At 57.9% G+C, this 13,539-nt stretch carries 12 protein-coding genes; 9 read left to right on the top strand and 3 right to left on the bottom strand.

The annotated features are described in order from the left end of the window. Positions 1-316: 316 nt before the first annotated feature. The 3 genes from Q3C01_RS23770 to Q3C01_RS23760 all read right to left on the bottom strand — a co-directional run bounded on the left by Q3C01_RS23770 (position 317) and on the right by Q3C01_RS23760 (position 4,218). A complete protein-coding gene (locus tag Q3C01_RS23770; RefSeq protein ID WP_458147727.1) occupies positions 317-1,591 on the bottom strand; it encodes a hypothetical protein in 1,275 nt (424 codons plus the stop codon). A 172-nt stretch (positions 1,592-1,763) separates the two neighbouring features. Continuing rightward, positions 1,764-2,930 (bottom strand): AAA family ATPase, encoded by a 1,167-nt coding sequence (locus Q3C01_RS23765; RefSeq protein WP_458147726.1) that lies wholly within the window; start codon positions 2,928-2,930, stop codon positions 1,764-1,766. A 16-nt stretch (positions 2,931-2,946) separates the two neighbouring features. After that, on the bottom strand, positions 2,947-4,218 hold the full coding sequence (locus Q3C01_RS23760; protein ID WP_458147787.1) for a protein kinase domain-containing protein: 1,272 nt from the start codon (positions 4,216-4,218) through the stop codon (positions 2,947-2,949). Between the two features lie 689 nt (positions 4,219-4,907). Here Q3C01_RS23760 and Q3C01_RS23755 point away from each other — a divergent pair. The 9 genes from Q3C01_RS23755 (at position 4,908) to trbL (ending at position 13,526) form a co-directional block, all read left to right on the top strand. Then, positions 4,908-5,561: a hypothetical protein gene (locus tag Q3C01_RS23755; protein ID WP_458147725.1), complete on the top strand. Its 654-nt coding sequence runs from the start codon at positions 4,908-4,910 to the stop codon at positions 5,559-5,561. Between the two features lie 103 nt (positions 5,562-5,664). Beyond that, on the top strand, positions 5,665-6,969 hold the full coding sequence (locus Q3C01_RS23750; protein WP_458147724.1) for an MFS transporter: 1,305 nt from the start codon (positions 5,665-5,667) through the stop codon (positions 6,967-6,969). Between the two features lie 205 nt (positions 6,970-7,174). Beyond that, on the top strand, positions 7,175-8,143 hold the full coding sequence (gene trbB / locus Q3C01_RS23745) for a P-type conjugative transfer ATPase TrbB (protein WP_458147723.1): 969 nt from the start codon (positions 7,175-7,177) through the stop codon (positions 8,141-8,143). Beyond that, positions 8,140-8,466, top strand: coding sequence for a TrbC/VirB2 family type IV secretion system protein (locus Q3C01_RS23740; protein WP_458147722.1), 327 nt, complete (start codon positions 8,140-8,142; stop codon positions 8,464-8,466). The genes trbB and Q3C01_RS23740 overlap by 4 nt, the downstream gene beginning before the upstream one ends. After that, the gene (locus Q3C01_RS23735; RefSeq protein WP_458147721.1) at positions 8,466-8,726 is read left to right on the top strand and encodes a VirB3 family type IV secretion system protein; all 261 of its coding nucleotides are present in this window, start codon (positions 8,466-8,468) and stop codon (positions 8,724-8,726) included. Before Q3C01_RS23740 ends, Q3C01_RS23735 begins: the two co-directional genes overlap by 1 nt. Before the next feature lie 8 nt (positions 8,727-8,734). Beyond that, entirely contained in the window at positions 8,735-11,173 is a 2,439-nt protein-coding gene (trbE, locus tag Q3C01_RS23730; RefSeq protein ID WP_458147720.1) for a conjugal transfer protein TrbE, read from the top strand. Then, entirely contained in the window at positions 11,173-11,907 is a 735-nt protein-coding gene (gene trbJ, locus Q3C01_RS23725) for a P-type conjugative transfer protein TrbJ (RefSeq protein WP_458147719.1), read from the top strand. The genes trbE and trbJ overlap by 1 nt, the downstream gene beginning before the upstream one ends. Next, positions 11,907-12,284 carry a putative entry exclusion protein TrbK-alt gene (trbK-alt, locus tag Q3C01_RS23720; RefSeq protein ID WP_458147718.1) on the top strand — a complete coding sequence of 126 codons (378 nt, stop codon included), beginning with the start codon at positions 11,907-11,909 and terminating at the stop codon, positions 12,282-12,284. Before trbJ ends, trbK-alt begins: the two co-directional genes overlap by 1 nt. A 3-nt stretch (positions 12,285-12,287) precedes the next feature. Next, complete coding sequence (gene trbL, locus Q3C01_RS23715; protein WP_458147717.1) at positions 12,288-13,526, top strand: P-type conjugative transfer protein TrbL; 1,239 nt, start codon at positions 12,288-12,290, stop codon at positions 13,524-13,526. Positions 13,527-13,539 lie beyond the last annotated feature (13 nt).

Raw genomic sequence — 13,539 nt, 5'->3', positions numbered from 1 at the left:
CCGCAAATCCCTGCTCTAAATGAAATCCTGCTCTTCGAACAGCCGTTCGGCCGTCTCGAAACCGGTATCCGCAAGAGCACGGTCGCGGAGGCCACTCTTAACGCTTCGAAAGCCCGGCCCTAGTGGTCTGTTGTTCAACGTTCGGCTCTTGGACGGTCTTCCGGATGGCGCAACAGGTGACAAAGCCCGAATCACGCTCCGACGCCAAATATGCAAGCGGAGGACGACCAGGGCGAACGTAACCACCATCAGGGTCGAGCAAGTTGGTCTCGCTTGATTGCACCGTAGCATTGTTTATTGTTGGTCCATCGCCCATCTATGGCTTTTTGAGCGGCAGCTTCGATTGACCTGCCCCGCCGCGTCTACCTGTTCGAACCCTATTGCTTCCGTCGAGTGTCTCACGTCCCGAGAGTTTGTCCTCTAGATAAGGCCAAAGACCTTCCGCCAATAACGCCCAGGGGTTCCCACCAGGCGAAACGGATGTAACAGACTTCGAAGGAATGTCGTCATGACGGTTCTCCTTCGCATTCGATGCGGGCTGATCGCTCATGGGAACTGACACGTTTACACCGGGGTACAGAGCGACAGTCGCAATTCTTGATTGTTTGATGCGCAAGTGCACTAAAGGGTCCGCCAATCGAGGATCCGCAAGAACGAGAGCTTCGTCTAATGCGAAATCGGCAGTGGGCGGCTCATCAAAGCGGAGAGGACGAAGAAGCTCCCTGGCTACCAGTCTTCCTAGCCCGTCAAAACTGGCAGTCCACAGGACTGGCTCACCCACTCCCCCCAAAACATAGGCCCACGCGGTGATTTCTGGAAAGCGTTGAGCACTCGCTGTAAGTAACCCAAGACTAGGCGTTCCTCCAGCAGCTATTGTTGCCAAGTATCCTGCCAATGCAGCAAAGATCTGGCGTTCGTTCTGTTCTTGCGATTTTTCTACATAGGAGAGAACTCTATCAAACGCTCGGACCCGCTCTTCCGGAGCTAGAGTTGATAGATGCTCAAACTCATTCACCAGATCTGTCGGAAGGACATTGCGCAAGGACCTCAGGAAGGAAGCCGTCTCATCCGGATCCTTTTGAGTTCGCGCCACGTGGAGCAGGTGGATGCCTTCGATTAGCGGAAGTAGGCGTTCATCGCGCGGGGGCAAACGAACTCTGGACAACGTTGCTAATGCGTCCCAAATCGGTTCTAGCGCGGACCGAATTCTTGAAGATCTTCTGTGCTCCGCGCGGAAGAGGTTTTGAGCCTGATCATATTTCTGAGTCACTTCTGAAATGGATGGTGACCAGAGTGCGGCGGCGCGCGCGATAGCGAACGTTTGGGTCGCCGTGCAAGCCGGGATCCGGATTCGCGCGAGAGGCCGTTCGGCTAGCAGCATTGTTTCGGCCACAACGAGCCCCGTCCATGCCGCAGCGTAGTCACCTAAATTACCATCTTTAGTCAGATCATCGACTACATCCATTCGATTCGGCGTCGTGATATGGCACCAGGCGGAGAAAGGTGATAAATCACTTCTCAGCTGGGCAAAGCGACTGAACAGGCGTTGCTGGTCCTCTTTGCGCACGATCAACACAAGTGGTTGGGCCACGGATGTCTCAGACCTGGTGGAAACCCACAAGACGCCGAATTCGTTGGGGCCGATTCGCATCGGCGACTCCCGCGTAGACCACGGAACCAAATATTGCGGTTGAACTCCCTCCACCAAAGAGTTTAACTCGCTATCTGTTACCCTACTGAAGTTCACATTTGGCAGCATGGCTTCACCACAGCTTCTGAACGGGAGGCGCATAAGCGAGCGCCAGCTTCTGCGGTAATTGGTTGACGTAGTAGAGGTCTAGAGACGTCTTCGCCCTCGTTACCACAGTGTAGTAGTGTTCAGAATCATAATAATACTGAAGTTCTTCGCAGAACGGCCAGTGAACGGCTCGGAATTCTAATCCTTTGCAGCCCTGGACCGTTAGGATGCAAATGGGTGCGTCTTTGCTAAGCGTGGGGTCGTGATCATCATCGTTCGCTTCCCGAGCCCTTACGATCTGGGATTTGCCAGCTAACTCGGAATCATTCTCGAGCCGCGAGAAGACAAACTCCCGGTCCTCCTTGCGGGCTACAATTACACCCAACAGATCCCCTTGCGCGATCAAGTCTGCATATGCTCGCATCTGATCCCGCAGTCTCTGCGTTAAAGCGGCGATGGTGGCGTCCTTCGAAAGTGGACCATGGATGATGATCCTTCCAGGCTTTGGTCCGTTATACAGGCAAGTCGATTCCAGGGACTGGCCGCCTTGAGCTACGAGAATGCGATCGGCCATTCGGCAGACGTCGGGTGCCAATCGATAGTGAAACGATAGAGACGAAACAATTGGTGCCGGGACCAGGGCGCGAATGGCGTCTATTCCACTGGAATCATCATAGATTCTTTGCCTAGCGTCTCCGACCAAGAAAAGTGTGTTAGCCCATTTGGATAAAAGCTCGATCTCCTCTGACAACAAATCTTGAGCTTCGTCAATGAAAAGCGTGTCGTATTTGGGAACCTTCGTCTTGGGAGCGAACCCCAGCGCCTCAGTTGCAAGCGACCGTTTCCATTCGCCTAGCGTGGCCCTTGCTGCAGGAAGAGACGCTCCGTGCTGAAGGTAGAGTCCACGTATCCAGGACTCCAGGGTGCTGACACAGGTTTGAGGAAAGATTTCTCTGCCTTGCGCGTCAAAGCATCCGGTCTTTATGAATTCTGTGAGCGACCGGGTGAAGCTCAAAACCAACACATTGGGTGAGCCCTGGCTCCGAACATATTGTGCTCGACGCAGTAACACGTTCGTTTTTCCAGAGCCTGGTGGCCCCAGCACTAAGTGATGCTCGCCAAGAGGCAAATCCTCAATTAATGCGACTTGATGTTTATCGAGATTCTCTCGTCGTGCCCACCACAATGACATTTCCGGTATCCATCTCTTAGCTAACGTGCAGGAGCGATGCGGCAAGCGAGCCGAGCGAGGCTTCGATCTGCTCGCCTATTTGATCGCTCGAACCAGCCTCGTCCTTTATTTCTGGAAACTCGATGTGGCTCGATGCGTCGACATCACTTATTTTGCTTTGAAGCGAAGCCTTGCAGTCGAATGACTGTCCGGCTGGTACAGTTTTCAGGAGCAGATCAATCGTAAGCGCGATTCTGCCCGTCAAAGGTGTGTCCTTTTCGGCATCCCAAACGAAACGCAATTGCATCGAGCAGTCGTATCGCCCCGCTTCGTTGACGTGGACCGCAGTAATGCCGTGCCGTCCGAGGTATTCCAGAATTCGAGACTCGAGCGCATTCGCCACCTCTCTGACGCGTTGCCGCAATTCGTTGAGGCTGGGGGCCTTCGGGGCAATGAGATGGGTGCGAGTCAGCCCAAGAACATTGAGAGCAAGCGCTTGCTGTTTTTCTCTATCAGCTAAAAAGTCTTCTAACTTGAGTAGCGATCGCTTCGCCCAATCTTTATCCAATGCTCGACGTGCGAGAAATATAAGATCGCGATCAACATCTGTTGTATTCACAGAGGGGGAAGCAGTCGCGACGATCCAGGCAAATCTATACCGATTTTCGCGCGACTTCAGAAACTCGGCTTCGAAGAGCAGTTCCCGCATAATGAGGTCGTGTAAGAGGCCGCCCAGTTGATAGACGTCCAACGCGTGCCAGGCGTCGGGGGTAGGATCAAGAAGCCGGAACAGATACTCCGGCGGGGAATATCTTGCGGTCGCAACTACCGGCAACTGGTTATTCTGGTCCGTCCCGAGACCAATAGGATCATTGACGTCGCGCGTTACGGAAAGGTCGAGCAACGTCGCATGACTAAAATCGTCCGAGATAAATACGTTTGCTGATTTAACGTCGCGGTGACAGAGTCCATGCGACCTTAGAAAAATGAGAGCTTGGGCGATTTGGTCAACAATCGACCTGATCTGGCTTCGCGGTATCTCACCGAGACATTTTGCAAGCTCTCTACCCGGAGCTTGATTCATGACTAGGAAGAGATGGCTTTCGAACTCTCCGCCCTCGAACACGTCAACCAGATAGGGGCAAGCGTTCACGCCGAGCTCCACCTGACGTTCAATTCTTTTCCTCTCGATATTTCCCAAACTATCGGACGAAAATTTTCGATTGTAGAGCTTCAGGGCTCGAATACCATCAGGCGATTGGACGGAGAACACCTGTGAGGTTCCCCCTTCCCCAGCCTCACTGATCACCTCCCACGATGGACATTTGGCGAGACACCATCGTCTCGCCGTTCCGATCAAATCGTCATCTGACACTGGAAATCCTATTAAAGAAAGCGCGTGAGAGGACCTTCATTGTGGTCAACAGGATCATCGGGCCGGGATCCTCGATGTGAAGCGAAAGGCGATATCTACCCCTCTCGTGAAGAAGAAATTCTGCCAACTTGTTGGTCTGCGCGCATACATTGGGCTCGCTTTGTTATTTTGGTGCTGAACTTCGTCGCATGTTGGAGTTTGTATCCGCGTGATGTCTTGATCAACGAGTTCCTAGGCCTCGCGGCGGAGGCGGCGCTGGTCACGTCGTGTCGTTCTACGTTCCGAGCGAATGGACGGCGCGCCTGGACGAGATGGCTGCTCGAGCGACTGGGCCCGTCACATTCTACGAGGCACTGACCCTATTCGTCCTTCCAAGGACGCTGCCTCTGGTGCCGCAGACCTGGCAACTAAGCGAAAAGACGCGCCCCGCCTGATAAGGCTCGCCGTTCCTTTCTTTGGCTACGCCAGACTACGCTTCCGAATTTCCTGCGATTGAAGCATTAGCCGTCCTGCCCTCTGTGTCGTCCCATCATCGGTGGGGCAATCACTGTCATTTCGAACCGATTTCGCCGCGCTCAGCCATGGGCGTGCTGGACCTTTTCTGTATCCGGGAGGAGCCGGGCATGAGCTTCGAAACAGCGCTCGACCAAGCGATCGAGCCAAATTTGACCCAAGCCGATGCTGCCGAGAGGACAAGGCAGCAAACCCCTGCCGTAACGAGAAAGGTCAGCGTTCAGCTTTCCGAACAGATTTTCCGCCGTCTCGAAGTTGCAACGGACCGGCCCGGAGTCGGCAAGAGCATGGTCGTCGAGGCTGCTCTTGAACGTTTCCTTGATCCCGCGCCGCCGATCGAAGGTCTCATTCACGAGGCGCTCGAGCGGATAAACGGGCAACTTGAACGTTTGGACGGCGAGGTCTGTATCATCGCCGAGACGGTTGCGCTGCATGCCCGCTATCATCTCACCGTCACACCTCAGATGCCGCAATCACAGCAGCGTGAAGCCTGTTCACTCGGCCAAGAGCGATTCAACGCATTGGCCGAACAGGTCGACCGGCGCGTGCGCTCGAACCGGCCTTTACTGCGAGAGACGATCGACCAAATCAACGCCTCGAATGCTCACAGCTATGCCGCTGACGATGTTTCGCAAGTTTATGCGGATACTGCCCAGGAAAGCCCTGCCGCCATCATTCTAGACGCAACTGCCGACATCAGCGCTGCCGCCGAGGAGGGCGGCAGCAACCGCAACTTTCAACATCTGCCGAACGCGTTCTGCTAAACCGGCCGGTAACCGCGGGATCCGCACGCAAGAAGCAGCGAGCGGCCCATCCAGTCTCAATGCTTCGCAATCCGACGGTATGCGACGAGTTTCGACTTGGCGCTTGATCGGTTGTGTTTTCCTTCCTTTCGTGGCCGGCTATTACCTTTCCTATCTGTTCCGGACCATCAACACGCTGATCTCAGGACAGCTCTCAGCTGATCTGGGCCTCGATGCTGCCAATCTTGGCCTGCTGACGTCGGTTTATTTCTTGGTGTTCGCGGGTGTCCAGATTCCGATCGGGACGCTGCTAGATCGTTTTGGTCCACGCCGTGTCCAGAGCGTGCTCCTCATGATTGCTGGCAGCGGGGCGGCTCTATTTGGAGCGTCCTCAGGATTTTGGGAGCTTCTGGTTGCGCGTGCGATGATCGGGATCGGAGTCTCGGCAGCCGCAATGGCTGGGCTGAAGGCCATTGTCACCTGGTTTCCAAAGGAACGCATTGCCCTGGTCAATGGCTACATGATGATGCTCGGCGCACTAGGTGCGGTGACTGCAACAACGCCAGCTCAGTGGCTGTTGGAATATACGGGCTGGCGTGGGCTGTTTGAGATCCTGGCGCTTGCGACCTTCGGTTCGGTCATCCTCATCTTTTGGACGGTTCCTGAGGTCGCGCGACCACAGGGGAGCCCGCCGACCGCAATTAAGCTAAGGGCGATCTACACAGACCGGCGCTTCTGGCGGATAGCACCGCTTTCGGCAAGCTGTATTGGGTCAGCTTGGTCATTGCAGGCCTTGTGGGCAGCACCTTGGATGATGAACGTCGAAGGGCTCAACCGCGAATCGTCGATCACGCATCTCTTCATCATGGCACTAGGGATCAGCGGCGGCGCGTTGTTACTTGGTACGTCGGCTGATTGGCTACGCCGACGTGGGATTGGGTCGGAAGCTCTGTTCGCAGCTGTGACAGTGCTGTTTGTAGGGGCTGAGCTTGCGTTGATCCTGCGGGCGCCGTTGCCATCGCTATTGCCATGGCTCGTCATCTCGATTGTCGGCGCAGCGACGGTCCTCAGCTATGCGACCGTAGCGGAATATTTCCCAAGAGAGCTTACGGGCAGAGCAAATGCCGGCTTGAACGTTCTTCACTTCGGCTGGTGTTTCATCGCCCAATACGGAACCGGACTCATCCTTGACCAATGGCCCGTTCAGGAAGGCCACTATCCGATCATTGCTTACCAGGTTGCGTTCGCATCCGCCGTTGGGGTGCAGGTTCTGGCGCTAGGCTGGTTTGTGATCCCGTGGCTTGGAATTTTGGGCAGATGGATCGCCAAATTCTTCCTCCGCGATCCCGAAGCAAATGGAAACCCGGTTGAGGCATCGGCGACACTAGCAGAAGCGGAGGTCGTCAAGCCTGAAGACGAGGAATGGTAGCGGGAGCCGCATCGGCTAATTCCACTTCCTCGCCTGATCCGTGAGAACGTCAACGACGCCGTGCGTCAAGGCATTCCGGTTTGATCTTTCTTTTCCTACGCCAACCTACGATCGCCACGCGCCGCGCGTTGCGCCAATGAAGGACCTGCTTTTTTAATCATACCCACCTGAGGCCGCTCGCGGTGCCTCAGCGCTTGGGGCATCGATGACAATTCAGTCGTTTCAGCCGGAGGTGATCTCGCGCGGAGCACGCATGCTGCGCACTGCGCTTGGTCCCGCGATCGGGCGCTTTTTGGAAGATCCCTCGATTGTCGAGGTGATGCTCAATCCGGATGGTCGGCTGTGGATCGATCGGCTGTCGACTGGCCTGACCCAGACCGGTGAAGGCCTATCCGCTTCCGACGGAGAACGGATCATTCGGCTGGTCGCTCACCACGTCGGTGCCGAAGTTCATGCCGGGGCGCCACGCGTCTCGGCCGAGCTGCCGGAGACCGGGGAGCGATTTGAAGGTCTGCTGCCGCCGGTCGTTGCCGCTCCGGCATTCGCGATTCGCAAGCCGGCCGTGGCTGTATTCTCCCTCGACGACTATGTCGCCGCCGGGACGATGACTACCGAGCAGGCCGGCGCTCTTCGGAGTGCCGTCGCCGCTCGCCATAACATCCTGGTCGCGGGCGGTACCTCGACCGGGAAAACCACCCTGACAAATGCGCTTCTCGCCGAGGTGGCCAAGACGTCGGACCGCGTTGTTCTCATTGAAGATACAAGAGAACTTCAATGCAAGGCGCCGAATCTCGTTGCCTTGCGCACCAGGGATGGCGTGATTTCGCTGTCCGAACTTGTCCGCGCCTCGCTGCGCCTGCGGCCCGATCGTATTCCCATCGGCGAGGTGCGCGGCGCCGAAGCTCTTGATCTCCTCAAGGCCTGGGGGACAGGCCACCCCGGCGGCATCGGGACCATCCATGCCGGCACCGCTCTTGGTGCGTTGCGCCGGCTCGAGCAGCTCATCCAGGAGGCTGTGGTCACGGTTCCGCGTGCACTCATTGCCGAAACGATCAATGTCATCGCTGTGCTTGTTGGCCGCGGCGCCGATCGCCGCCTCGCCGAGCTTGCTCGCGTCTCGGGGCTCGGATCCTCCGGTGATTACAGCCTTTCAGCAATAGGAGATCAACCATGAGCTTTCGATCACCTCGCAACAAGCGCCTCATTGCCATCGCGGCATTAGCCCTCTCGTTCACCAGCGCGCTTCCCGCCTGGGCCGCTGGCTCGAACATGCCGTGGGAGCAGCCGCTCAACCAGATCCTGCAATCGGTTGAGGGGCCCGTCGCCAAGATCCTTGCAGTCATCATCATCATCGTGACCGGGCTGTCACTGGCATTTGGCGATACCTCGGGAGGATTTCGGCGGCTGGTGCAGATCGTGTTTGGTCTGTCGATCGCCTTTGCCGCCTCGAGCTTCTTCCTGTCGTTCTTCTCCTTTGGCGGCGGAATGGTGATCTGATGGATGAAGTTTCAGGTTTCGTCGCACCGGTCCATCGGGCCTTGACAGAGCCGATCCTGATGGGTGGTGCCCCGCGGTCGGTTGCGATCCTCAACGGCACCTTGGCGGCCGCGCTTGGCTTAGGCTTGCGGCTCTGGATCGCGGGTCTCCTGCTCTGGTTCATCGGCCATATGGCTGCCGTCTGGGCCGCCAAGCGAGATCCCGAATTCGTTGAAGTCGTGCGCCGTCACGTCCGCGTCCCCGGTCACCTCAACACGTGAATTGTCCCATGATGAATCTCGCTGAATACCAAAGTTCAAACGCGCGTCTTGCTGACTTTCTGCCCTGGGCGGCGCTCGTCGATGAGGGGGTAGTTCTCAATAAAGATGGCTCGTTCCAGCGTACGGCGAGGTTTCGGGGGCCTGATCTCGAGAGCGCCGTGCCGGCAGAACTTGTCGCGGTTGCCGGCCGGTTGAACAATGCGCTGCGCCGTCTCGGATCCGGCTGGGCGGTGTTCGTCGAGGCGCAGCGCCATGCTGCCGGCGCCTATCCTCCGAACACCTTTCCTGATGTGGCATCCGCTCTGGTCGACGCCGAGCGAAAGGCCCAGTTCGAAGAGGAGGGAGCTCACTACGAGTCGAGCTACTATTTGACCTTTCTCTATCTGCCGCCAGCCGAGAGCGCGGCGGTTGCAGAACGGCTGCTCTATGAGGGCGGTCATCGGACGGCTAGTGCAGATTCTAAAGAAGTGCTGAGCGGCTTTCTGGATCGAACCAACCGCGTCCTCCAGCTCGTCGAAGGGTTCATGCCGGAATGCGGTTGGCTCGATGACGAGGCCACGCTGACTTATCTGCATTCCACAATCTCGACCAAACGGCATCGGGTCCGAGTGCCAGAGATTCCCATGTATCTTGATGCCTTGCTCGCCGATCAAGCGCTAACCGGTGGGCTCGAGCCGATGCTGGGCCTCGCCCACATCCGCGTTCTAACGGTGGTGGGATTTCCAACTGCGACAACGCCGGGGATTCTCGATGATCTCAACCGGTTGGCCTTCCCGTATCGCTGGTCGACCCGAGCCATCATGCTCGACAAGGCCGATGCGGCAAAGCTTCTCACAAAAATCCGGCGTCAGTGGTTTGCCAAACGCAAGTCGATTGCGGCGATTCTCAAGGAGGTGATGACCAACGAAGCGTCGGCACTTCTCGACACTGATGCGAACAATAAAGCGATTGATGCCGATGCAGCCCTCCAGGAGTTGGGCTCGGATCAAATCGGAGAAGCCTTCGTCACCGCAACCGTTACCGTCTGGGACAGCAATCCGCATGCAGCCGACGAAAAGCTGCGCCTGGTCGAAAAGGTGATCCAGGGGAGGGACTTCACCTGCATGATCGAGACGGTCAATGCGGTCGAGGCCTGGCTCGGCAGTCTTCCCGGACACGTCTATGCCAACGTCCGCCAGCCCCCGATTTCGACCCTTAACCTGGCCCATATGATTCCGCTATCGGCCGTATGGGCCGGGGAGGCGAGGGACCATCACTTCAAGGCGCCGCCCCTGTTCTTTGGCAAGACGGAAGGATCGACGCCGTTCCGGTTTTCCCTGCACGTGGGGGATGTCGGCCACACTCTTATTATAGGGCCGACGGGTGCCGGCAAGTCCGTGCTCCTGGCGCTGATGGCCTTGCAGTTCCGCCGCTACCCCGAGGCGCAAATCTTTGCCTTCGACTTCGGCGCCTCGATTCGGGCCGCGGCCATCGCAATGGGCGGCGACTGGCATGATCTCGGTGGCGCGGTTGCTGGAGAATCCTCCGACTTTGTTGAGCTGCAGCCGCTGGCAAAAATCGACGAAGTCTCCGAACGCGGCTGGGCGGCCGAATGGATTGCCACCATTCTGTCCCGCGAACGGGTCGAAGTTACGCCTGAGATCAGAGAGCACATCTGGTCTGCGCTCACCTCCCTGGCCTCTGCGCCCGCCGGTGAGCGCACCCTTACAGGGCTAGCGGTACTTCTTCAGTCGAATATGGTGAAGCGTGCGCTGCAGCCCTATTGTCTGGGCGGTCCATATGATCGCCTGCTCGATGCGGAAAGCGAGCATCTCGGCGGCTCCTCCGTCCAGGTGTTCGAGACCGATGGGCTGATCGGGACCGCGGCCGCTCCCGCCGTCCTTTCTTATCTGTTCCATCGGATCGAGGACCGCTTTGACGGCCGACCGACCCTTCTCATCATCGATGAGGGCTGGCTCGCGCTCGATGATGCCCACTTTGCCGGGCAGCTCCGGGAGTGGCTGAAAACGCTTCGCAAGAAGAACGCCTCAGTCGTGTTTGCGACCCAGTCGCTTGCCGACATCGATGGCTCGCCCATTGCGCCGGCGATCATCGAAAGCTGTCCGACCCGAATCCTGCTGCCAAACGACCGGGCCATCGAGCCGCAGATCACGGCAATTTACCGCCGCTTTGGGCTCAACGACCGGCAGATCGAGATTCTCGCTCGCGCAACACCGAAGCGGGACTACTACTGCCAGTCCCGTCGGGGCAATCGCCTGTTCGAGCTTGGCTTAGGTGAGGTCGCACTCGCGTTTACGGCCAGCTCCTCGAAGGCCGACCAGGCCCTGATTGACCGCGTATTGGCCGATCACGGCCGGGAGAATTTTGTGACGGGTTGGCTCAAAGCCCGTGAGCTCGGCTGGGCCTGCGACCTTATTCCGCAACTTGCAAAGATGGGGAGCCTCTGATGCGACGTCTCACTCAACTCTTAGCGGCGGGCCTGATTGCCGCTGCGATCGTCCAAGAGCCACGAAAGGCCACGGCACAGTGGATCGTGTTCGATCCCAATAACTACGCGCAGAATGTGCTGACTGCAGCCCGCGAATTGCAGCAGATCAATAACCAGATCACATCGCTGCAAAACCAAGCGATGATGCTGATCAACCAGGCAAGAAGCCTGGCCAGCCTGCCATATTCTTCATTGCAGCAGCTCGAGCAGTCGATCCAGCGTACCCAGCAGTTGCTCGGCCAGGCGCAACGGATCGCTTATGATGTCGGGCAGATCGATCGTGCCTTCTCATCCACCTACGCACCTTCTTCTTCGAGCCAGTCGGGCCAGGTGCTGATTGTAAATGCGCAAACACGCTGGCAGAATGCGGTTGCCGGTTTACAGGACGCCATGCGCGTGCAGGCGACGGTGGTCGGCAATCTCGATACGACCCGCACCCAGATGTCGGCCCTTGTAGTAGCGAGCCAGGGCGCCACCGGTGCGCTGCAGGCGAGCCAAGCCGGCAATCAGCTGCTCGCGCTTCAAAACCAACAGCTCACAGATCTCACTGCGACAATTGCAGCGCAGGGGCGTGCTCAGACTTTGGAACAGGCGGCGCGCGCGGCCGCCCAGGATCAGGGCAGGGAGCAGCTCAGGCGATTCCTGACCCAGGGACAGGGATACCAATCTACAACAGTGCAGATGTTCCATTGATGTCGATGAACAGACTTGAACGAATCCCGATCGTTTTGGCGGTGACGCTTGCTGTCCTAGTTGTTGTGGCTTGCACGATCCGGCTGCACGGCGATCAAGATCAGGCTCTGTCCGAATCGCCGATCGCGCAAGAGTCCTCTGAGGCGACCGCCTCAAAGCTCGAGCAATGCCGGACGGTCAAATACGACGAGAAAGATGCTCTCCTCGCGTGCCGAAAGCTCTGGGATGAGAAGCGCCGTGAGTTCTTCGGCTTTGCCCGCGGATCCTCAGGGGCTCGCATTAGCGACACTAATCCAGACGCAACATCGACTCTGCGCGGCAAGGATGAGAGCCGTCTGCCGTCCGGCTATCCCTCCATTCCCAACAATGACGAGTAAACGATGGGTGCTACTGGTGTTATCGACCAATTCCTGGAGACCTTCACCCGCTACATCGACTCCGGGTTCGGGCTGGTCGGGGGAGAAGTCGGATATGTCGCGACTACGCTCGCTGCAATCGACATTACGCTCGCCGGCCTGTTCTGGTCCTGGGGCGCTGACGAGGAGATCATCGCCCGGCTCGTCAGGAAGACTTTGTTTGTCGGTGTGTTCGCATACCTCATCGGCAATTGGAACAGCTTGGCCCGGATCGTATTCGAGAGTTTCGCCGGTCTTGGATTGAAAGCGTCGGGAAGCGGCCTTTCCTCGGCAGACTTCTTCAGGCCAGGAAAGATCGCTCAGGTCGGTCTGGATGCCGGACGGCCGATCCTTGAATCGATCTCGGGCCTGATGGGCTATGTCAGCTTCTTCGAAAACTTCGTTCAGATCACCGTCCTGCTGTTCGCCTGGATCGTGGTGCTGCTCGCATTCTTCATCCTGGCGATCCAGCTGTTCGTCACGCTGATCGAGTTCAAGCTGACGACGCTCGCCGGCTTTGTGCTGATCCCATTTGGGCTGTTTGGCAAGACGGCCTTTGCCGCCGAGCGGGTGCTCGGCAACGTCATCTCCTCCGGAGTGAAGGTCTTGGTGCTCGCGGTCATCGTCGGCATCGGATCGACACTGTTTGCACAGTTCACCGCCGGCTTCGGAGGTAACCAGCCAACGGTGGAGGACGCCATGGCGCTGGTCCTCGCAGCATTGTCGCTGCTGGGTCTTGGCATCTTCGGACCCGGCATCGCTAACGGTATCGTTTCCGGCGGACCGCAGCTTGGTGCTGGAGCAGCAGTGGGGACGGGTCTTGCGGCTGGAGGATTGGTCGCCGCTGGGGCCGGTCTTGCTGCAGGTGGAGTTGGACTTGCCGGCGGTGCAATCGGAACAGCGGCAAGGGGCGCGACAACCATCGCGAGCGGAACCTCTAGCGCATTTCGGGCGGGAGGTCTGGCCGGTGTTGCGGAAGCGGGCGCCTCTGCCGCGGCAAGTCCTTTGCGCTCGCTCGCTGCTCGACTTGGCGGGGGCGCGACGGCCCGTAATGTGGGTACGTCAGATCCTTCAGCCGCGACATCTCAGGACGTACCTGCCTGGGCGCGCCGCGCAAAGCGCGCACAGGCGATCCACCAGGGCGCGACAGCGGCGACAAATGCGGTTCGTGCCGGTGATCACGGAGGCGGTGGCGCATCGGTCGATCTTAGGGAGCAAGAATAGCGATGCCAGTGAA

The sequence above is a fragment of the Bradyrhizobium sp. UFLA05-109 genome (assembly GCF_054185165.1).
The sequence above is the reverse complement of the archived record's forward strand: the minus strand, read 5'-3'. Positions and strand labels throughout refer to the sequence as shown.

Coding starts and splice junctions, on each gene's coding strand:
- Q3C01_RS23765 (WP_458147726.1), bottom strand. CDS start 2,930: ATGTCATTGTGGTGGGCACGACGAGAGAATCTCGATAAACATCAAGTC.
- Q3C01_RS23755 (WP_458147725.1), top strand. CDS start 4,908: ATGAGCTTCGAAACAGCGCTCGACCAAGCGATCGAGCCAAATTTGACC.
- trbB (WP_458147723.1), top strand. CDS start 7,175: ATGACAATTCAGTCGTTTCAGCCGGAGGTGATCTCGCGCGGAGCACGC.
- Q3C01_RS23740 (WP_458147722.1), top strand. CDS start 8,140: ATGAGCTTTCGATCACCTCGCAACAAGCGCCTCATTGCCATCGCGGCA.
- Q3C01_RS23735 (WP_458147721.1), top strand. CDS start 8,466: ATGGATGAAGTTTCAGGTTTCGTCGCACCGGTCCATCGGGCCTTGACA.
- trbE (WP_458147720.1), top strand. CDS start 8,735: ATGATGAATCTCGCTGAATACCAAAGTTCAAACGCGCGTCTTGCTGAC.
- trbJ (WP_458147719.1), top strand. CDS start 11,173: ATGCGACGTCTCACTCAACTCTTAGCGGCGGGCCTGATTGCCGCTGCG.
- trbK-alt (WP_458147718.1), top strand. CDS start 11,907: ATGTCGATGAACAGACTTGAACGAATCCCGATCGTTTTGGCGGTGACG.
- trbL (WP_458147717.1), top strand. CDS start 12,288: ATGGGTGCTACTGGTGTTATCGACCAATTCCTGGAGACCTTCACCCGC.